Below are 19,238 nucleotides of genomic sequence, written 5' to 3' on the forward strand. Positions count from 1 at the left end.
GCTCCGACGAAGGAGGGGCGTTCATGAGCAGCTATTCGCTGGCGTTCTCGCCGTGCCCGAACGACACGTTCGTGTTCCACGCGCTGGTGCACGGGCTGGTGCCGGGCGCACCGACGTTCGACGTCACGTACGCGGACATCGACGTGACGAACAACGCCGCCGAGCGCGGCGCGTACGACCTGGTCAAGGTGAGCTACGCGGCGCTGCCGTGGCTGCTGGACTCCTACCGGCTGCTGCCGTGCGGCGGCGCGCTCGGCCGCGGCTGCGGCCCGCTGGTGCTGACCGCGGGCGCCGGCGCCGACCCGACCGCGCTGCGCGGCGCCACCGTCGCGGTGCCGAGCGACCGGTCCACCGCGTACCTGCTGTTCCGGCTGTGGGCGGCGGACTTCGCGCCGGCCCGGGTCGAGGTGGTGCCGTTCGACACGATCATGCCGGGCGTGGCCGCCGGCAGGTGGGACGCCGGCCTGGTGATCCACGAGGCCCGGTTCACCTACCAGGACCACGGCCTGACCAAGCTCGCCGACCTGGGCGAGTGGTGGGAGCGGACGACCGGGCTGCCGATCCCGCTCGGTGCGATCCTGGCCCGCCGGGACACCGTCGACGCCGCCGCGGCGACCGAGTGGATCCGCGCCTCGGTCCGGTACGCCTGGGAGCGTCCCGAGGCGAGCCGCGACTTCGTGCTCGCGCACGCGCAGGAGATGGACCCGTCGGTGGCGCAGCAGCACATCGACCTGTACGTCAACCAGTTCACCGCCGACCTCGGCGACGAGGGCTACGCCGCCATCGACGGGCTGCTCTCCCGTGCCGTCGCCGCCGAGATCGTCCCGCCCCTCCCCCGCCCCCTCCGCTGACCGGCCGGTGCCCGCCGCGCTACGCCGTCAGAGTCCGAAAAGCGGGAGGCAGGGGGCGAGGCCCTCGACGGTCACCGGCGGGTGCGTACCGCCGAGCCACGCGGCTCGGGGCAGGCGGAGGCGGTGCGAGACGAGCGCCTCGTCGCCGCGCGCGTCCACGCTGATGCCGTCCGGCTGGTACCCGAGCTTGCGGGAGACGCCCTGCGACGCCGCGTTGTCCGGAAACACCTCGGTACGGGCGGCGCTCGCGCCGAGGTGGTCGAACGCCAGGGCGAGCAGGCCGATCCTGGCCTCCGTCCCGTACCCCTGGCGGTGGTGGGCCAGGCCGAGCCAGGACGACGTGGTCACCTCGCGGACGACCCGGAAGTCGGTGCCGTTCAGCGAGACCGAGCCGAGCGGTTCGCCGTCCCGGAAGACGGCGAGGTCGAGGCTCCACGACGTCGGCCGCCACTCGGCCAGGCCGGACCAGAAACCCTGCAGCACCCGGCGGGCCCGGTCGGTCGGGCCGCCGGCCGTCCACGGGGTCAGGAACGGCTGCTCGCCCGGCCGGTGCACGCCGCGACCGGCCAGCTCGGCCAGCGCCGCGAGCTCCTCGTCCCGGGGCAGCCGCAGCTCGATCCGACCGGTACGCACGACGAGACCGAACAGCGGCCACACATCCGTCAGCACGCCGGCCATCCTGCCGACCCCGCCACGGTCACGCCAGCGCATTCCGACCGCCGGTCGCCTTTCCCGCCAGGACCTCGTCGGACTCCGGTGACGGGTGGGGACGCGAGCGGCGCAGCGACCTCAACCCTCCAGTTCGCGGGCGACGGCGTGCACGAGTTCGGCGATCTTGGCGGCGGACTTGCGGTCGGGGTAGCGGCCGTGCCGCAGGCCCGGCTGGACCTTCGCCTCCAGCACCTTGATCATGTCCTCGATCAGGCCGTGCAGCTCCTCCGGCGGGCGGCGACGCAGCTCGGACAGCGACGGTGGGGCGTCCAGCAGCCGAAGCGACAGGGCCTGGTTGCCCTTGCGGCCCTCGACGACGCCGAACTCGACCTTCTGCCCCGGCTTCAGCGTGGTCGCGCCGGCCGGCAGCGCGGCCTTGTGGACGAACACGTCACCGCCCTCGTCCTGGGTCAGGAAGCCGAAGCCCTTCTCCGCGTCGTACCACTTGACTCGCCCGGTGGGCACCGCGCACCTCGTATCTCGTCCGCCCGGCACCCCGGCCGCGCGTGGCTGTCCCCGCGGCGGCTGCCGCGCGTGATCTCGCGCACCGCCGCACCAGGGGGCGACACACGAGCGGGCGGCCGTACCGCGCCGCCCGTACCAAGATTATCCGCCCCGGCCCGCCTCCGGCGACCGAGCTTTTCGCCCCGCCCACCACCGATCGCCCGAGCCGCACCGCCGCACCGCCGCACCGCCGCACCGCCGCACCGCCGCACCGCCGCACCTGGAGAATCCCGGTGAAGCAGTAAACCCCAGCCCCGTGGGGACAGCAGCGGGGCGAGGTCCAGTTGTTCGCTGGCAAGGCGGAGGAGGGTCCGTGTGCGAACGCACTCGGGCCCGACGACAACGCCGCCAGCGGACAACTGGGCCCGCCCCGCGACTGCTACCGAAACGCGCCCCGCGACTGCTACCGAAACACCTCGGGGTTGGGGAGAAGCTCGTTCATGGCCCCGGAGCGGAAGCCGCGCGGGTCGACGGTGACGGTGTCGAAGTCGGTCAGGTCGGCCAGCAGGTCGGGCCGGGCGCTGACCGCGGCGACCAGATCGGCGTCCACCTCGACCCGGGCGCCGTCGTCCCCGAGGTCACGCACCCGCAGGTTCTGGACCGGGATGCCGGCACCGACCAGCGCCGCGCGCAGCGTGGTCTCGGCGCGCTCCACCCGGCGCAGCTTCGCCGGGCTGATCTGAATCCCGTACGCGATCCGGCTGGACAGGCAGGCCGCGGCGGGCTTGTCCCAGGTGGACAGCCCGAGCTCGCGCGAGGCGTACCGGATCTGCGACTTGGTCAGGCCGGCGTCGCGCAGCGGCGTGACCGCGCCCCGCTCGAACGCGGCCCGGATGCCCGGCCGGAACCCGGCCACCACGTCGTCGGCGTTGGTACCGGTGGCCACGTGGTCGATGCCCAGCTCGGCGGCGAGCGGGCCGACGGTGTCGAGCAGTTCGGCCTTGCAGAAGTAGCACCGGTCGCCCGCGTTGGCGCGGTAGCCCTCCCGGCGCATCTCGTGGGTACCGGGGGTCAGGTGCGTCACGCCGAGCCCGGCGGCGAACTCGCGGGCCGCGGCGAGCTCGGCGGCGGGCAGGCTCGGCGAGATCGCGGTGGCCGCGACGACGTTCTCGGTGCCGAGCACCCGCACCGCCTCGGCCAGCAGGAACGCCGAGTCGGCGCCGCCGGAGAACGCGACGACCAGCCGGCCCAGCTCGGCCAGCCGGGCCCGCAGCGCGGCGAGCCGGCGCTCCCGCAGGAACTCGTCCAGCACGGCCGGGAAGCCGGTCAGGTCGGGCAGTACGACGTCGGCGCCGGCCGCGGTGAGCTCCTCGGCGGTGCAGCCACCGGTGGTGACGCCGACCGAGTACACCCCGGCGGCGCGACCGGCGGCCATGTCGGCGGTGTGGTCGCCGACGTAGACCGCGGCGGACCGTTCGGCGAGCGCGGCCCGCTTGCCGTCCGCCCAGGCCGAGCCGACCAGCTCGGCCACCTCGAACCCGGCCGCGTCCAGGTGCCGGCGGGCGCCGTCCGGGTGTTTGGCGGTGATCACCACGGCGCTGCCGTGCTGGGCCCGGACCGCGGCGAGCGCGTCGGGGACGCCGGGCAGCACCTGCTGCGCGCCGATGTGTTCGTGGTAGATCTCCCGGTACCGGTCGACCATCGCCGGCACCTGCTCGGCCGGGAACCAGTTGGCGAGTTCGTCGGCCAGCGGCGGGCCGAGCCGCCCGACGACGGCGTCCACGTCGATGTGGGTACCGGTCTCCGCGGCCAGCAGGTGGTAGACGGCGCCGATCACCGGTCGGGTGTCCAGCAGCGTCATGTCCAGGTCGAACCCGACGACCAGAGGGGGAAGTTCGGCGGCGGTCATACCACCGAGACTACGCACGTGCCGGCCGTCACCGCTGTTGCCGATGCCACCCCGCCCAAGCCCGGTCAGCGGCCCGGAACTGCTCAGTTCAGCTGCGGGTTGGCGCCGAACGTCGCGGTGAACCGGTCCGGGCGGTTGGAGATGATCCCGTCGACGCCGGCCGCCACGGCGGCGAGCATGTCGTCCGGTTCGTCCACCGTCCAGACGTTGACCGCCATGCCGAACTGGTGCACCCGCTCGATGTACTCGGCGGTCAGCCCCACCGCGTGCGGGTTGATCTGGTCGCAGAAGGTGGCGAACCCGACCAGCTGTTCCGGGCTCGGCGCACCCAGGAAACCGACCGGCACCCGCGGCAGCACCGCGCGCAGCTCGCGGATGAACTCCTCCTCGAAGCTCTCCACGATGACCTGGCCCGGCGCGGCGAGCCACTGGGCCCGCTGGTCGCGCAGGATGTGCGCGATCTGACCGGCCATGCCGGGGTAGATGCTGGGCGTCTTCGCCTCCAGCAGCAGCCGCAGACGGTGTCCGGCCAGCACGTCCATCGCCTCGTCCAGGGTGGGCACCCGCTCGCCGGCGAACCGCGCGTCGAACCAGCTGCCGGCGTCCAGCTGCCGCAGTTCGGCCAGCGTGAACGCGTGTACCGGTGCGTCCGCGCGGTCCGGGAACACCCGGGCCACGTCGGTGGTACGGGCCGGGGTCGGGTCGTGCATGACGACCAGGTGGCCGTCCAGGGTGCGCCGTACGTCCAGCTCGACGGCGGCGGCGTGGTGCGTCGCGGCCGCGGCGAACGCCGCGAGGGTGTTCTCCGGTGCGAGCCCGGAGGCGCCCCGGTGCGCGTAGTTGACGACCCGGAGGGCAGGAGGCACCGCGGTATCGGTTGGCATGGTCACTCCTCGCGACACATGGCGTCCTGCGTGAGCGCCGTCGACTGCCGAACTCAGCGCCGGGGACAGGGCCTTTTCTGTGCCGAAGCCTCAGACAGTGGGGTGTACGGACAGTGACGGCGACTCGACGCGTCGGTCGACGCCGGGAGAACCCTGGAACCCGGGCACGGCAATCCCCGCCACGAACCCGGCGGAGCGGGTCGGACGGGGAGGGAAGGCCCGGTCACCGGGCGCGACGGTGCGCGACCGGGTGGACGTTGGCGAGCTGATGCCCGGCACGACGGCACGCATTGCTGCGCTGCGCTGAACTCAGTGCGCGTCGTGCTCGGCGGGCAGGTGATAGACGATCTGGTCGGTCGGCAGCGGGAAGGTCAGCTCCTCGCCGAACGGCGATCCCGCGCCGGCCCGGTCCGAGAACATCTCGCTGATCGGCAGGTGACCCGGCTTGACCGGGCGGCCCTCGACCGCTTCCGGACCCGTGTGCGCCGACATATCTCCTCCTTGGCGCCAGGCAACTTCGGCAAGTCTGACACACCGCCGGGCCGGTGCGCCCGCCGGAGGGACCGTGCCGCGGTCGAGGCTCTAACGTTGGCAGACGATGCCCACACGTCTCGTCGATGCGCTGCGCGAGCTGTCCGATCCGCAGCTCGCCGCGCTGCTGGCCGCACGCCCCGATCTGGCCGTGCCGGTACCTGCCGACCTGTCGGCTCTGTCCTCGCGTGCCCAGTCGCGGTTGTCGCTGGCGCGCGCCCTGGAGAGGCTGGACCGGTTCACCCTGGAGATCCTGGACGCGGTCCGGCTGGCCGCCGAACCGACCGGCGCGACCACCGTCGGTGACGTCGTGGCATTGGCCACATCGGTACCGGAGGGCCGGGTCCGGGCCGCGCTGGCGTCCCTGCGCGAGCTCGCGATCGTGTACGGGCCGGACACCGAGCTGCACGTCGTGCACAGCGTGGACGAGCTGTGCCCGCCCTATCCGGCCGGGCTGGGCCGGCCGGCGGCCGAGCTCGACCCGCAGGTCGCCGCGCTCGCCGCCGATCCGGGCGCGCTGCGCCGGGAGCTGCTGGCCGCGCCGCCGGCCGCCCGGGCGGTACTGGACCGGCTCGCCGCCGGTCCGCCGGTCGGCACCGTGCGGGAGCCGGACAGCGACGGCCCGGTGCGCTGGCTGCTGGATCACCGGTTGCTCGCGCCGGACCGGATCGACACCGTGCAGCTCCCCCGGGAGCTGGGGCTGGTGCTGCGGCGGGAGGTCGGCCCGCTGGGCGAGCTGCATCCCGACCCGCCGGTGCCGGACGCGCCGGTACGGTCCGCCGGTTCGGTCGACTCGGCCGGCGCCGGGCAGGTGATGGAGGTGTTGCGGCTGACCGCGGCGCTGTGCGACGCGCTCGCCGACCGGCCGGCGCCGGTACTCAAGTCCGGCGGGCTGGGGGTGCGCGACCTGCGCCGGCTGGCCGAGACGCTGGCCTGCGGCGAGGGCGACTGCGCGCTGCTGCTGGAGGTGGCCGCCGCCGCGGCGCTGATCACCGAGGCGGACGGCGAGGTACCGGCCTGGCTGCCGACCGCCGGCTACGACGACTGGCGGTCGCTGCCGCCGGCGCAGCGCTGGGTGCGGCTCGCGTACGCCTGGCTGGAGCTGCCGCGGCAACCGGGCCTGATCGGTACCCGGGACGACAAGGACAAGGCGATCACCCCGCTGTCCGGTGGGGCCGCCCGGCTGTCCGCACCGTCGCTGCGGCGGGCCGCGCTGGGCGTGCTGACCGAGCTGCCGACCGGGGCGGCACCGGCGGTCGACGACGTGGTGGCGCTGCTGTCCTGGCGCTCACCGCGGCGTGCCGGTCGGGCCGCCGACGCGACCCGCTGGGCGCTCGCCGAGGCGGCCACGCTCGGCGTGACCGGCCGCGGCGCGCTCACCGGGTACGGCCGGGAACTGCTCGTCGAGGCGCCGGACGGTGAGCCCGACCCGCTCGGCATCGAGCCGTCGCCGGCCGGGCCGGACCCGGCGGTACCGCTGGCGGAGCTGCTGCCGGCGCCGGTGGACACGGTGCTGCTGCAGGCCGACCTGACCGTGGTCGTACCGGGGCCGCCGGAGCCGGCGCTCGCCGCCGAGCTGGAGCTGGTCGCCGACGTCGAGTCCGCCGGCCAGGCCGCCGTGTACCGGGTGACCACGGCGAGCGTGCGGCGGGCGCTGGACGCCGGGCTGACCGCCGCCGACCTGCACACGCTGTTCGCCCGCCGGTCGAGTACCCCGGTGCCGCAGGCGCTGACCTACCTGGTGGACGACGTTGCCCGGCGGCACGGCGGGCTGCGCGTCGGCGCCTGCTCGGCGTACCTGCGCAGTGAGGACACCGCGCTGCTGGCCCAGCTGGTCGCCGACCGACGGCTCGGGCTGCTGGCCTTGCGGCAGGTCGCGCCGACGGTGCTGATCAGCCCGTTCCAGGTGCACCGGCTGCTGGACATGCTGCGCGACGCCGGCTACGCGCCGGTCGCCGAGGACGCCGGCGGCGTGGTGCTGGCGCAGCGGCCGGACCAGCCGCGGGCGCTGGCCCGCACCCGGCCCCGGGTGCCGCCGCGGGAGCTGCCCGCCCAGCTGCGCAGCGACCAGCTCGACCAGGTGATCGCCGCGCTGCGCCGGGGCGAGCGGGCGGCCCGGGCGGCGAACCGGGCGCCGAACCCGGACGTGCGGTCCACCGCCGACGCGATCACCGTGCTGCGCGAGGCGATCGCCACCCGGCAGCGGATCTGGGTCGGGTACGTGGATGCGCACGGCGGCAACGTGTCCCGGCTGGTACGGCCGGTGTCGATCGGCGCGGGCTACCTGCGCGCCGCCGACGACCGCACCGAAACGCTGCACACGTTCTCGCTGCACCGGATCGTCTCCGCCACCCCGGCCGAGGTCTGACCGCGACCCGGCGGTCGATCGTGCGCTGGTGGCGAGCGGCTGTCGGTACCCGCCGCCACCGCGCCATGATCAACGCGGCAGGACGTCCGATCGACGCGGTTGGCGCCGGGGTTCGGGGCGGGGCTGGCGGGCGGCCAGGCAGAAGGCGCCGATCACGGAGAGCACCACCAGCAGACCGAACGCCACGCCGAACGCCTCGACCGCGGACTGCCGCACCGAGGTGCCCATGCCGCGCCAGAAGACCAGGAAGCAGAGCACGATCAGGACGGCGACGAACACCGCGCCGAGCGGTACGACCCAGCGGGGCGCGGCCCAGACCAGGTCGTCGGTTTCGTCGCGCTGGGTAGCCGTGGCCGCCGGCGTGGCCTGCGCGTAGGCCGCCGGTACCGCCTCGCCCTCTCCCGGAACCGACACGTTGGCAGTATCGTCCGCGCTGGCGGCACGCGGGCCGGGTGGGGTCCGACCGGGGCGTGGATGTCCACCCTGGGTCCCTCGATGGAGGCGAAAGTGCTGCGTTGGCTGCCCGGCTGGGCCGCGATTCTGCTACTGACCGTCGGTACCGTGGCGCAGCTGGCGACGCCGGCACCGGCGCCGGCGAACGCACCGGCCGACCAGTTCAGCGCCGCCAGGGCGGACCGGCACGTGCGGGTGCTCGGTGCGCACGTGCACCAGGTCGGCTCGGCGGCGCAGGACACCAACCGGCGGTACATCCTGGATCAGCTGCGCGCCGACGGGATCGGCGCGACGGTGCAGCAGGCCGTCGGGGTCAGTACGTCGCTGGGTGACGGCAGCCAGCTCGCCGAGGTGTCCAACGTGGTGGCGCGCATCCCCGGCCGGCATCCCACCGGCCAGGTGATCCTGGTGGCGCACACCGATTCGGTGCGGGTCGGGCCGGGCGGCTCGGACGACGGTGCCGGTACCGCCGCGCTGCTGGAGACGGCGCGCGCGCTGATGCACGGCGCCCGGCCGGACAACGACGTGGTCCTCGTGTTCACCGACGGCGAGGAGGCCTGCCTGTGCGGCGCCGCCGCGTACGTCGCCGCGCACCGGGACGAGGCGCGCGACTCGGTGGTGCTGAACCTGGAGGCGCGCGGCGGCGGCGGGCCGGTGGTGATGTTCGAGACCTCGCGGAACAACGCCGCGCTGGTGCGGCGGTTCGGGTCGCACGCGCCGTACCCGGTGGGCACCTCGTTCGCGGTGGAGATCTACCGGCGGCTGCCGAACGACACCGACTTCACCCTGTTCCGCGAGGCCGGTTTCGTCGGCCTCAACTCCGCCTACATCGACGATTCCGCGGTGTACCACACACCGCAGGACACGCCGGCCGCGATGGACCGGGGCAGCCTGCAGCAGCACGGCGCGAACGCGCTGGCGCTGACCCGCGCGTTCGGCTCGGTCGATCTGCGCCGGCAGACCGCGTCCGGCGACGACACGTACTTCCCGGTGCTCGGGTTGCTGGTGCGCTACCCGGGCGCGCTGGTGTGGCCGCTCGCCGCGCTGGCCGCGCTGGCGGTGGCCGCGGCGGTCGCGCTGGCCCGGCGCCGGCGGCTGGTCACGCTGCCCCGGCTGGCCGGCGGGTTCGGGCTGGCCGTACTGCCGATCGCGGTGTCGGCGGTGCTGGCCCAGCTCGGCTGGGCGTTGCTGGCCCGGATCCGGCCCGGCTACGCGGGCATGCTGACCGGCGATCCGTACCATCCGGGCCTGCTCCGGCTCGCCGTCGTGCTGCTGGCGGTCACCGTGCTGGCGTCGTGGTACGTGCTGCTGCGCCGGCGGATCGGCGGCGTCGCGCTGGCGCTGGCCGGGCTGTGCTGGCTGGCGCTGCTCGGCCTGCTGCTGGCCGCGTTCGTACCGGGCGGGTCCTACCTGGCGGCGCTGCCCGCACTGTTCGCCGCCGCCGGCGTGCTGGTCGCGCTGCGCTGGCCGGCCGCCGCGCCGGTGGCGTTCCCGCTCGGCGCGGTCCCGGCGGTACTGATCCTGGCGCCGACGGTGGCGCTGCTGTTCCCGGCGCTGGGGCTGGCCACCGGCGCGGCCGGCGCGCTGCTCGTGGTGCTCGCCGGGTTCGCGCTGGTCCCGCTGCTCACGGCGACGCTGCCCGGCCGTACCGCTGGCCCGGTCGCGGACACGATCGGCCGCGCCAGCCGGGAAACGGACGCCGACCCGGCGGCCCGGCGGGGATGGCGGCGGCCGGTGCTGCTGCCGGCCGGGTTGCTGGTGTTGACGCTGGTGGCGGGGGTGCTCGGGGTGGCACGGTCCGGCTTCGGCGGGAGCGACCCGGAGCCGGCGCACCTGACGTACGCGCTGGACGCCGACACCGGCCGGGCGATCTGGGCCAGCTCCCAGCCGGGCACACCGGGCCGCGGTGCCGCGCAGCGCTGGCTGAGCCACTTCGTCGGTACCGGCACCGAGCAGGTCGGCGACCGCTTCCCGGTGCTGGGCGGCCGTACCGACGGCACGATGCGCACCGGGCAGGCGCAGCCGGCGGACGTGCCCGCGCCCACGCTCACCGCGCTGGCGGCCGGCCGACCCGACGCCGACGGGTACGCCACGGTGCGGTTGCGGTTGCGTTCGGCGCGCGGCGCTCCGATCCTCGGCCTGTACCTGCCGCACGGCGCCGCGGTGCGCTCGGCCCGGGTGCAGGGCAAGCCGGTACGCGTGCTGGCCGGCGGGCGATGGGCCCTCGCGGTGACGTTCTATGCCGCGCCGAGCAACGGCATCACCGTGCAGCTGACGCTGAAGGGCTCGGTCCGGGCCCGGATCCTGGACGAGAGCGACGGCCTGACCGGCCTGCCCGGGTACCTGCCGCGACCGGCCGGCGTGAGCCCGGCGCCCGCACACGACGCGGACGAGGCGGTCGTGGCACGCACCGTACCGGTGTCGACACCTCCCCGCTGAAGGCCTCCGACCTGCTCTAACCCTCCTCTTGCCGTTTTCAGGAAGCTCCAAGGCTCGGGCCAGCTTCACCGCAGGTAGCGGCGGCAGAGTGGCAGTTGTCAGCCAGCCGGCACGACGACCGGCCGGATCGCTGGGGGTAGTGATCCGACACGGTGACGGCGGCGTCCCTGATGGGGATCCAGGGGCGCAGGGCCGGTGCCACCGCAGGGGCGCGAGGATTGCGGTGGCACCGGCGAGCCGGCTGCATGATCCTGGTCGGCCTGGCCACAAGGTCGGCCTGGGGTCGGTGGCCGCCGGTCGGGTTCGACCGTTCCTTCCTCCCAATGGCTGGATTCCAACCGGCGGCGCTGCCGCGGTCCGGGCCGATCGAGCCCACCGCGCGACGCCGCCGATCTCATCCGGCACCGGGTGACCAGGACCTGACCGTCCGCCACCGGGCGAGGCACGCCCCGGCACTCCAGCATCGGAGCGAGGCACACTAGAGGGTCCGCGTCGTTTTCGCTGGAGGCCGTGCCGTGCCCGAAGGTCCGCTGATCGTGCAGTCCGACAAGACCCTGCTGCTGGAGGTCGAGCACCCGGACGCGACCGCGTGCCGGATGGCGATCGCCCCGTTCGCCGAGCTGGAGCGGTCGCCCGAGCACATCCACACGTACCGGATCACCCCGCTCGGGCTGTGGAACGCGCGGGCCGCCGGGCACGACGCCGAGGGCGTCATCGACGCGCTGATCAAGTTCTCCCGCTACCCGGTGCCGCACGCGCTGCTGGTCGACATCGCCGAGACGATGGACCGGTACGGGCGGCTCCAGCTGCTGAACGACCCGGCGCACGGCCTGGTGCTGCGCGGGCTCGACCGCGCGGTGCTGGTCGAGGTGTCGAAGTCGAAGAAGCTGGCCGGCATGCTGGGCGCGACCGTCGCCGACGACACCATGGTGGTGCATCCGTCCGAGCGCGGCCGGCTCAAGCAGGCGCTGCTGAAGCTGGGCTGGCCGGCCGAGGACCTGGCCGGCTACGTCGACGGGGAGAAGCACCAGATCGGGCTGGACAACACCGACTGGCAGCTGCGCGCGTACCAGGTGCAGGCCGCCGACTCGTTCTGGGCCGGCGGTTCCGGCGTGGTGGTGCTGCCGTGCGGCGCCGGCAAGACGATGGTCGGCGTCGCCGCGATGGCGCACGCCCAGGCGACCACGTTGATCCTGGTGACGAACACGGTCGCCGGCCGGCAGTGGAAGCGCGAGCTGGTCGCCCGGACCACGCTGACCGAGGACGAGATCGGGGAGTACTCCGGCGAGCGCAAGGAGATCCGACCGGTCACGATCGCGACGTACCAGGTGCTGACGGCGCGTCGGAAGGGCGCGTTCACCCACCTCGACCTGTTCGGCGCCCGTGACTGGGGCCTGATCATCTACGACGAGGTGCACCTGCTGCCGGCGCCGATCTTCCGGTTCACCGCCGACCTGCAGGCGCGCCGGCGGCTCGGGCTGACCGCGACGCTGGTCCGCGAGGACGGCCGGGAGGCCGACGTGTTCTCGCTGATCGGCCCGAAGCGGTACGACGCGCCGTGGAAGGACATCGAGGCGCAGGGCTGGATCGCGCCGGCCGAGTGCGTCGAGGTGCGGGTGACGCCCACCGACGCGGAGCGGATGGCGTACGCGACGGCCGAGCCGGACGAGCGCTACCGGTTCGCCGCGACCGTGCACACCAAGGTGCCGGTGGTGGAGGCGCTGGTGGCCCGGCACCCGGGCGAGCAGGTGCTGGTGATCGGGGCGTACCTGGACCAGCTCGACGAGCTGGCCGCCGACCTCGAGGTGCCGGTGATCGAGGGGAAGACGACGACCCGGGAGCGGGAGCGGCTGTTCGACGCGTTCCGGTCCGGTGAGCTGCGGGTGCTGGCGGTCTCCAAGGTGGCGAACTTCTCCATCGACCTGCCGGAGGCGGCGGTGGCGATCCAGGTGTCCGGCACGTTCGGCTCCCGGCAGGAGGAGGCGCAGCGGCTCGGCCGGGTGCTACGGCCGAAGGCCGACGGCCGGCAGGCGCACTTCTACACCGTGGTCACCCGGGACACCCTGGACGCCGAGTACGCGGCGCACCGGCAGCGGTTCCTCGCCGAGCAGGGCTACGCGTACACGATCCTGGACGCCGACGACGTGCTCGGCTCGGCGACCTGACCCGCGGAACGTTGGCTGCGCCCGCGACTGTTGGCAAGATTTTTCAGCCGAGTACCCAAAAGGCGGAAAGTTTCTCTAGCGTAGCGAGCGGACGACGACGACAATCTCCGACATAGCTCTCTTCTACGAGAGGAGCGGAGATGTCCGTAGTTCCCGTCATCACCCGGAGATGGGCCCGGGTGGCCGTCGCCATCGCCGGCGGCGCCATGCTCGCCCTCGTCTCGTTCGCCGGGCCGGCGTCGGCCGCGGCCAGCGGCACCGTGCACACCGACAGCGGCGTCAGCGTGACCGTCCGGTCCGGCCCGCACACCTCGGACTCGGCCGTCGGCTCGGTCGCCAACGGCGAGACGATCTCGATCGACTGCCAGACCTACGGCGACACCGTCACCGGCAAGTACGGCACCAGCAACGTCTGGGACCACGTGGCGGCCAAGGGCGGCTACCTCACCGACACGTACGTCTACACCGGCTCGGACGGCCTCGTCGCGCCGCTGTGCTCCGGTACCCCCACCACCTGCTCGACCTCCGGCCTGGGCGACCCGCGTACCTGCGCGCAGGCGGTCTCCTGGGCGGTCTCGCACGAGACCACCTCGTACGTGGCCGACTACTACAACCGGTGCGACCACGTCGTCGGCCTGGCCTACGGGTTCAGCGCGAGCGGCTCGTACACCGCCTACGACCACTGGCTCGCGGTGCCGTCGCAGTACAAGCACACCGGTGACACGAACGTGCCGCCGGGCGGGCTGGCGTTCTTCTCCGGCGGCGCCGGGCACGTGATGATCTCCATCGGCGACGGCAAGTTCGTCTCCAACGACATCCACGGCAACGGCACCCTGACCGAGACCACCATCTCCGAGATCAAGAACACCTGGGGCAAGCCGTACCTGGGCTGGACCGAGCCCTGGTTCCAGGCCAACCACTGATCCGCCCGGCCCGCCGGCACAGCCGGCGGGTTGGTGCCGCGTCGCCCCGGCCCTTGCCCCAGCGCCAGGGCCGGGGCGACGCAGCTGGCTTCCGGCGCCCCTCAGAGCCGGAAACCTCCGGTGTCACGTCTGTCCGGTACCGATCGGACATCTCCCGTGTCGGTACCTCAAATCGGTGTCGCCTTTCCCAGCAGCTCAACGATCGCGTTGAAGGTTGGTGTCTGGGCCGAGCCACCGCAGTTCACCCGGGTCAGCGTGAGTGACCCCACAGTCAGCCGGTACGAGACGCCGTCGGCGCACATGTTCTTCGGCATCCGCAGCCGCGCCTCGTTGGCCAGCTTCGGGTCGGTGACCAGCGCGGTCAGCCGGTCGTGCTGGGCCGCGGTCAGCGTGCCGTGCTTGGTACCGGAACGACCCTGGTAGGTCCAGGCCCCGTCGCCGTCGACGGTCAGCACGTCGTTCTTGCCCACGAACCCGCCGGTGACCTGCAGGCGGACCGACCCGGCCGGCGTCGTCGGGCTCGTCGACCTCCCCTCGCGCGGCGATGGCGACGCGGTGGGCGAGCCGGACCGCGTCGGCGTCGCGCTCGCCGACGGGGTACCGCTCGCGCTCGGCTCCCCGCGGTCCGCCACCTTCCCGGTGACCGTCGGCCCGCAGCCGGCCACGGCGAGCGCGGCGACCGCGACCACTCCCAGTGCCGCTGCCCGTGCGTTCATGACCGTTGGACGCGGCGGACGGCGCGGGTGGTTCCCTACGATTCAGGATTTCTCGGATGGTGGACCGGCCACCCCGGCGAGCAGCGGCCCGAACGGCGCCGGCGAGCCGGCGAGCGGTGGACCCGACGGCGCCCGGAGGCCACCGAGCGGCGCCGGCGCGGTATCGACCCGGGGCGGGCCGCGGCGCTTCGGGCGGCGCAGGCCGGCCGCGGTCAGCAGCCGGACCAGCTCGCGGGACGGCACCACCCGGGCGCCGAGCGTCACGGCGAGCCGGTGCGCCTCCACGGTCAGGTCGTAGTGGTCGCGCTCGAACGCCCGCCGCGGCACCCCGCAGGCCTCGGCGAACGCGTGCAGTTCGGCCGCCGAGGCGTCGCTGACCAGGTGCGACCAGAGCCGGCCGCGGCCCGGCCAGCGGGGCAGATCGGTGTAGACGGTCACTGTGCGGTCCTCACTGCAGGGCGCGTCGGATGGCTGTCGGGGCCCGGGGCGGCGTCGCCCCGTTCCGGGTGGATCGTGGGACTGCGTGGCGCCCCAGCCGACCGTACGTCGGACGCCGGGTACGGTGCACCCGCAGCGGCTGCGGGGACGCCGGATCGGCTCGCTCGACCGGCGGCTCCCGACGGCCGCTCCGAGACGACCGGGAGGATCGGATGGCACAGACCCCTGCCGCGCGGTGGGCCGAAACGGACGACGTACCGGCACTGTTGTCGCTGGTCCACGCCGCGTACCGGGCCGGGCCGGAGTCGGCGGGCGGCTGGACGACCGAGGCGCACCTGCTGGACGGGCTGCGGGCCACCGACGAGATGGTGCGCTCGATGATCGAGCACCCGGCCGGCGGCGTGCTCTACTACCCCGACCCGGACGACCCGGACCGGCCGATCGCCTGCTGCCAGCTGGAGTGGCACGACGACAGCGGGTACTTCGGGCTGTTCGCGGTGCGGCCGGCCCGGCAGGGTGGCGGCATCGGCAAGGCCGTACTGGCCGAGGCGGAGCGCCGGGTGGCCGAGCGGGGCTGCACCCGGATGCGGATGACGGTGCTGTCCGCCCGCACCGACCTGATCGCCTTCTACCAGCGGCGCGGCTACGCCACGACCGGCGAGACGCAGCCCTTCCCGTACGGCGACGAGCGGTTCGGCACGCCGAAGCGCGACGACCTGACGTTCGTGGAGCTCGTCAAGCCACTGCCCTGACTTCCCGAACTGGGTCGACCCGGCCGGGCCGCGACGGTCGCCGCCCGCGCCCGCCAGCTCGACCGGTGGACCGGCGCGCCGGACATCGCCCGGCTGCCGGACCGGTACCGCGCCATGGCCCGGCTCGCCCGGCTGGTCCCGCCGCTGCGCCGGACGGCCCGCCACCTGCGCTACGCGGACTGACCGAACTCGCGCACCTGCCGCCGGGACCGCAGCCGTACCAGCGGGGTGTCCGGGGCGTACCGGGCGATGGCGGCGAGCAGCCGGCCGCGGTGCCGGCGCCGGTAGGCCCAGATGTAGCGGAGGAACTGCCACTCGATCCGCTCCGGGCAGCCCGGGGCGAGATCGGGCCGGCCGGTCGCGCGAAAGCGCCAGCGCCGGCGCAGCGCCCGGGCCACGCACAGCGCGGGGGCCAGGTCGGGGAACACGATCAGGTCCGCGCGCGGTAGCCGGATGTCCAGCGAGCTGCCGTAGTTGCCGTCCATCACCCAGGCGTCGCGGGCGGCCAGCTCGCGGCAGACCGCGCGCCACGGCTCGCGTTCCCGCGCCACCCAGCCGGGCGTCCAGAAGTGGCTGTCCAGGTGGATCACCGGCAGCTCGTACCGGGCACCGAGCCGGCGGGCCAGCGTCGACTTGCCCGACCCGGAACACCCGACCACCAGGATCCGGCGCGGCACCGTACCGCCGGGGCGCGACGTGCCCATGCCCCTCCCCCCGCCCGGAAACCGGTTCAGGGTAGGAGGTTACGACCCGGTGCCGGCGCGGCCGCGTCAGTCGTGCCGGCGCTGGAAGCGGTCGGTGAGCCGACCGGCGAGCGCCGCGCCCACCGCCGCGAGCGGGATCGCGGCGAGCGCGGTCGGGATCGGCGACCAGGGCCAGAAATCCCCGTCGAACGGCAGCACCAGCAGGTACGCCGCGGCGGCCAGCGCCGGTCCGGCGGTGGCGGCGGCGATGCGGGTACGGATCGAGCGGGTCGACCAGATGATGCCGATCGCGGCGCCGTAGAGCAGCGCGACGACCAGCCCACCGACCCGCTGGCCGCTGCCGGCCGCACCGATGCCGAGGTCGGGGTGGTCCAGGATCGGCGGCCGGTCCGGCCGCAGCAGCCCGGCCAGCAGGGCGAAGCCCCAGGTCAACGCGATGCCGGCGGCGAGGCCGACGGCACCGGCCCGGTACCGCTGGGCGACCGCGGCGGCGAGCAACCCGAGCCCGGCGCCGAGCAGTACGTGCAGCACGACCCGGCCGGTGGCGACCTCGCCGCCGTAGATGGCGGCCCAGGCGGCGGACGAGGTGGCGAGCGGCACCGCGAGCAGGCTGCCGAAGCCGGCGGCGCCGAGCACGAACGCGTCCGACGTGCGGCGGGCGTGGGTGATCCGGCGGGCGGTGAGCACGCCGAGCACGACGCTGGCCGCGGACAGCCAGACGAGCGTGCCGAGTTCGATGCCGGACCACTCGCCGTTGGCGGCGTCGAACCGCAGCAGCCCGCAGCGCTGCGCGACGAAGGTCTGCGCGACGCCGAACACGCCGCCGGCGGCGAGTGCGATGAGCGGCGTACCCGGGCGTCTGCCGCCGGCCGAGTGCGCGGCATTGGGTAGTGCGGCCGCCATGGTCAACACGCTACGTACCCAGTTGCCGCCCCGATGTCACGGGAACATCACAAATAGATCAAGGCGGACAAGTGTCCAAATATTGGACAGAAATCGGAGCCTTTCGTCCCGGTACGTGGCGCATTCCGGTCGGCGATCCCGACCGTGCCGGGCCGGGCGGTTGGCACGCTCCGTATACATCGTCGCAGCCGACACCGCCGCCGTCCCGCACCGGGGTACGTGATCCCCGTCCCCTTGGCCCCGACCCCGCCCTGTTGATCATGGCGCTGGCCGGGCGAAAGAGCGCGTATCCGCGCAAACAACACCAGGACCACCGCGTGCCAGGCCCGGCGCGGTGAGTCAGAACAGCGGGGCGGTGACGGCCGGGTCGGCGCCGTAGCCGCGGACGTCGGGCGCGCCGAGCCGGGCCGCGTCGGCGGTACGGTCGTCCGGCTTGCGCTGCGACTCGCGCTCGGCGGCCACCCGGGTCAGGTAGTGCTCGATCTCCCGGTCGCGCGTCACGTCGTCCCAGCCGAGTACCGCGCCCATCAGGGCCGCCGCCGCCGGCGCCGTCTCGGTACCGCGGTGCGGGGTCTCGATGGAGATCCGGGTGCGCCGGGTCAGCACGTCGTCGAGGTGCAGCGCGCCCTCGGCCAGCGCCGCGTAGTGGATCTCCGCGGCCAGGTACTCCGGCGCGCCGGGCAGCGGTCGCCCGAGCTCCGGGTCGCCGTCGACCAGCGCCAGGATCTCCAGCGCGAGCGCGCCGTACCGCTCCAGCAGGTGCTCGACCACGCCGACGGTCACGCCGTGCCGGGCGGCGATGGCGGGCCGGTGCGCCCAGGCGGCGTGGAACCCGTCCGCGCCGGCCAGCGGCACCTGGTCGGTGCGCGACTCCGGCGTGCCCGGCAGCCGGCGCGCGGCCACGTCGATCACGTCCCGGGCCATCACCCGGTACGTCGTGTACTTGCCGCCGGCGACCAGCATCAGCCCGAGCATCGGCTCGACCACCGCGTGCTCCCGGGACAGCTTGGAGCTCATCTCCGACTCGCCGGCGAGCAGCGGCCGCAGCCCGGCGTACACGCCCTCGATGTCGGCGTGGTGGATCGGCCGCTCCAGCACCTTGTTGACGTGTTCGAGCAGGTAGTCGATGTCCACCGAGGACGCGGCCGGGTGGGCCCGGTCGAGGCTCCAGTCGGTGTCGGTGGTGCCGATGATCCAGTGGCCGCCCCACGGGATGACGAACAGCACCGACTTCTCGGTGCGCAGGATCAGCCCGACGTCACCGGAGATCACGCTGCGTGGCACCAGCAGGTGGATCCCCTTGCTCGCCCGCACGCGGAGACCGGCGGACTCGTGGATCATCTCGGAGATGTCATCCGACCACACGCCGGTCGCCGCGATGACCGTCCGGGCCCGGACGTCGAACTCCGCGCGCGACTCCATGTCCCGTACCCGCACGCCGGTGACCTCGCGGGCGTCCCGGATGATGCCGACCACGCGGGTCGAGGTGGCGATCGCCGCGCCGTAGCTCGCCGCCGACCGGGCCAGCGTCAGCACGTACCGGGCGTCGTCGACCTGGCCGTCGAAGTACCGGATGGCGCCGCGCAGGGTGTCCTCGGCAAGGCCGGGGAACAGCCGGTGCGCGCCGCGCCGGGACAGGTGCCGGTGCCAGGGCAGGCCCCGGCCGTACCCACCGGCGGCGGACATCGCGTCGTACAGCGCGACGCCGGCGCCGTAGTAGGGCCGCTCGTACCACTTGGTCAGCGGCACCAGGAACGGCACCGGGCGCACCAGGTGCGGCGCGAGCCGGGTCAGCAGCAACCCGCGCTCCCGCAGTGCCTCGTGGACCAGCGGAAACTCCAGCTGCTCCAGGTAGCGCAGGCCGCCGTGGATCAGCTTGCTGGACCGGCTCGACGTGCCCGAGGCGTAGTCGCGCGCCTCGACCAGGGCGACCGACAGCCCGCGGCTCGCCGCGTCCAGCGCGGCGCCCGCGCCGGTCACGCCGCCACCGATGATCAGCACGTCGAACGTCTCGTCGCGCATCCGCGCGAGGTCGGCGGTGCGTCGG

17 protein-coding genes are annotated in these 19,238 nt (G+C 74.2%); 6 read left to right on the forward strand and 11 right to left on the reverse strand.

Going from position 1 to position 19,238, the window contains the following annotated elements; translation table 11 throughout:
* Positions 1-23: 23 nt before the first annotated feature.
* The gene (locus NUM_RS25410) at positions 24-851 is read left to right on the forward strand and encodes a 1,4-dihydroxy-6-naphthoate synthase (RefSeq protein ID WP_207127441.1); all 828 of its coding nucleotides are present in this window, start codon (positions 24-26) and stop codon (positions 849-851) included.
* 27 nt (positions 852-878) lie between these two features.
* On the opposite strand, the gene NUM_RS25415 is transcribed toward NUM_RS25410, so the two are convergent.
* The 5 genes from NUM_RS25415 to NUM_RS25435 all read right to left on the reverse strand — a co-directional run bounded on the left by NUM_RS25415 (position 879) and on the right by NUM_RS25435 (position 5,291).
* The gene (locus tag NUM_RS25415; protein ID WP_225918847.1) at positions 879-1,529 is read right to left on the reverse strand and encodes a GNAT family N-acetyltransferase; all 651 of its coding nucleotides are present in this window, start codon (positions 1,527-1,529) and stop codon (positions 879-881) included.
* A gap of 111 nt (positions 1,530-1,640) precedes the next feature.
* Entirely contained in the window at positions 1,641-2,027 is a 387-nt protein-coding gene (locus NUM_RS37725) for a cold-shock protein (RefSeq protein WP_207127443.1), read from the reverse strand.
* A 442-nt stretch (positions 2,028-2,469) separates the two neighbouring features.
* Complete coding sequence (gene larE, locus NUM_RS37855) at positions 2,470-3,915, reverse strand: ATP-dependent sacrificial sulfur transferase LarE (protein WP_207127444.1); 1,446 nt, start codon at positions 3,913-3,915, stop codon at positions 2,470-2,472.
* 83 nt (positions 3,916-3,998) lie between these two features.
* Positions 3,999-4,799: a glycerophosphodiester phosphodiesterase gene (locus NUM_RS25430; RefSeq protein ID WP_207127445.1), complete on the reverse strand. Its 801-nt coding sequence runs from the start codon at positions 4,797-4,799 to the stop codon at positions 3,999-4,001.
* Positions 4,800-5,108: 309 nt separating this feature from the next.
* Complete coding sequence (locus NUM_RS25435; protein WP_207127446.1) at positions 5,109-5,291, reverse strand: hypothetical protein; 183 nt, start codon at positions 5,289-5,291, stop codon at positions 5,109-5,111.
* Between the two features lie 106 nt (positions 5,292-5,397).
* Between NUM_RS25435 and NUM_RS25440 the strand changes: the two genes are divergently transcribed.
* Positions 5,398-7,698, forward strand: coding sequence for a helicase-associated domain-containing protein (locus tag NUM_RS25440; protein ID WP_207127447.1), 2,301 nt, complete (start codon positions 5,398-5,400; stop codon positions 7,696-7,698).
* 69 nt (positions 7,699-7,767) lie between these two features.
* Here NUM_RS25440 and NUM_RS25445 read toward each other — a convergent pair whose 3' ends face one another.
* Positions 7,768-8,112: a hypothetical protein gene (locus tag NUM_RS25445; protein WP_207127448.1), complete on the reverse strand. Its 345-nt coding sequence runs from the start codon at positions 8,110-8,112 to the stop codon at positions 7,768-7,770.
* A gap of 81 nt (positions 8,113-8,193) precedes the next feature.
* Between NUM_RS25445 and NUM_RS25450 the strand changes: the two genes are divergently transcribed.
* The 3 genes from NUM_RS25450 to NUM_RS25460 all read left to right on the forward strand — a co-directional run bounded on the left by NUM_RS25450 (position 8,194) and on the right by NUM_RS25460 (position 13,678).
* Positions 8,194-10,590 (forward strand): M28 family peptidase, encoded by a 2,397-nt coding sequence (locus tag NUM_RS25450; protein ID WP_207127449.1) that lies wholly within the window; start codon positions 8,194-8,196, stop codon positions 10,588-10,590.
* Between the two features lie 515 nt (positions 10,591-11,105).
* Positions 11,106-12,755 (forward strand): DNA repair helicase XPB, encoded by a 1,650-nt coding sequence (locus tag NUM_RS25455; protein ID WP_207127450.1) that lies wholly within the window; start codon positions 11,106-11,108, stop codon positions 12,753-12,755.
* Between the two features lie 140 nt (positions 12,756-12,895).
* Positions 12,896-13,678, forward strand: coding sequence for an NlpC/P60 family protein (locus NUM_RS25460; RefSeq protein ID WP_207127451.1), 783 nt, complete (start codon positions 12,896-12,898; stop codon positions 13,676-13,678).
* A 167-nt stretch (positions 13,679-13,845) separates the two neighbouring features.
* Here the strand turns inward: NUM_RS25460 and NUM_RS25465 are convergent, their stop codons facing one another.
* Both NUM_RS25465 and NUM_RS25470 read right to left on the reverse strand, forming a co-directional pair.
* Complete coding sequence (locus NUM_RS25465) at positions 13,846-14,394, reverse strand: hypothetical protein (RefSeq protein ID WP_207127452.1); 549 nt, start codon at positions 14,392-14,394, stop codon at positions 13,846-13,848.
* Between the two features lie 42 nt (positions 14,395-14,436).
* A complete protein-coding gene (locus tag NUM_RS25470) occupies positions 14,437-14,832 on the reverse strand; it encodes a DUF4031 domain-containing protein (protein WP_207127453.1) in 396 nt (131 codons plus the stop codon).
* Positions 14,833-15,044: 212 nt separating this feature from the next.
* Between NUM_RS25470 and NUM_RS25475 the strand changes: the two genes are divergently transcribed.
* On the forward strand, positions 15,045-15,584 hold the full coding sequence (locus NUM_RS25475) for a GNAT family N-acetyltransferase (protein ID WP_207127454.1): 540 nt from the start codon (positions 15,045-15,047) through the stop codon (positions 15,582-15,584).
* A gap of 170 nt (positions 15,585-15,754) precedes the next feature.
* Here NUM_RS25475 and NUM_RS25480 read toward each other — a convergent pair whose 3' ends face one another.
* The 3 genes from NUM_RS25480 to NUM_RS25490 all read right to left on the reverse strand — a co-directional run bounded on the left by NUM_RS25480 (position 15,755) and on the right by NUM_RS25490 (position 19,213).
* Complete coding sequence (locus NUM_RS25480) at positions 15,755-16,288, reverse strand: P-loop NTPase family protein (protein WP_225918848.1); 534 nt, start codon at positions 16,286-16,288, stop codon at positions 15,755-15,757.
* A gap of 66 nt (positions 16,289-16,354) precedes the next feature.
* Entirely contained in the window at positions 16,355-17,191 is an 837-nt protein-coding gene (locus tag NUM_RS25485) for a hypothetical protein (RefSeq protein ID WP_207127455.1), read from the reverse strand.
* A 339-nt stretch (positions 17,192-17,530) separates the two neighbouring features.
* Positions 17,531-19,213, reverse strand: a complete 1,683-nt coding sequence (locus NUM_RS25490) for a glycerol-3-phosphate dehydrogenase/oxidase (RefSeq protein WP_207127475.1) — start codon at positions 19,211-19,213, stop codon at positions 17,531-17,533.
* Positions 19,214-19,238 lie beyond the last annotated feature (25 nt).

It is taken from the genome of Actinocatenispora comari, from assembly GCF_017312725.1.
Classification (GTDB): Bacteria; Actinomycetota; Actinomycetes; order Mycobacteriales; family Micromonosporaceae; genus Actinocatenispora; species Actinocatenispora comari.

Excerpts from the sequence above, each read along its gene's own strand:
- NUM_RS25410 (WP_207127441.1), top strand. The coding sequence starts at position 24 with ATGAGCAGCTATTCGCTGGCGTTCTCGCCGTGCCCGAACGACACGTTC.
- NUM_RS25415 (WP_225918847.1), bottom strand. The coding sequence starts at position 1,529 with ATGGCCGGCGTGCTGACGGATGTGTGGCCGCTGTTCGGTCTCGTCGTG.
- larE (WP_207127444.1), bottom strand. The coding sequence starts at position 3,915 with ATGACCGCCGCCGAACTTCCCCCTCTGGTCGTCGGGTTCGACCTGGAC.
- NUM_RS25430 (WP_207127445.1), bottom strand. The coding sequence starts at position 4,799 with ATGCCAACCGATACCGCGGTGCCTCCTGCCCTCCGGGTCGTCAACTAC.
- NUM_RS25435 (WP_207127446.1), bottom strand. The coding sequence starts at position 5,291 with ATGTCGGCGCACACGGGTCCGGAAGCGGTCGAGGGCCGCCCGGTCAAG.
- NUM_RS25440 (WP_207127447.1), top strand. The coding sequence starts at position 5,398 with ATGCCCACACGTCTCGTCGATGCGCTGCGCGAGCTGTCCGATCCGCAG.
- NUM_RS25450 (WP_207127449.1), top strand. The coding sequence starts at position 8,194 with ATGGAGGCGAAAGTGCTGCGTTGGCTGCCCGGCTGGGCCGCGATTCTG.
- NUM_RS25460 (WP_207127451.1), top strand. The coding sequence starts at position 12,896 with ATGTCCGTAGTTCCCGTCATCACCCGGAGATGGGCCCGGGTGGCCGTC.
- NUM_RS25465 (WP_207127452.1), bottom strand. The coding sequence starts at position 14,394 with ATGAACGCACGGGCAGCGGCACTGGGAGTGGTCGCGGTCGCCGCGCTC.
- NUM_RS25475 (WP_207127454.1), top strand. The coding sequence starts at position 15,045 with ATGGCACAGACCCCTGCCGCGCGGTGGGCCGAAACGGACGACGTACCG.
- NUM_RS25480 (WP_225918848.1), bottom strand. The coding sequence starts at position 16,288 with ATGGGCACGTCGCGCCCCGGCGGTACGGTGCCGCGCCGGATCCTGGTG.
- NUM_RS25485 (WP_207127455.1), bottom strand. The coding sequence starts at position 17,191 with ATGGCGGCCGCACTACCCAATGCCGCGCACTCGGCCGGCGGCAGACGC.
- NUM_RS25490 (WP_207127475.1), bottom strand. The coding sequence starts at position 19,213 with ATGCGCGACGAGACGTTCGACGTGCTGATCATCGGTGGCGGCGTGACC.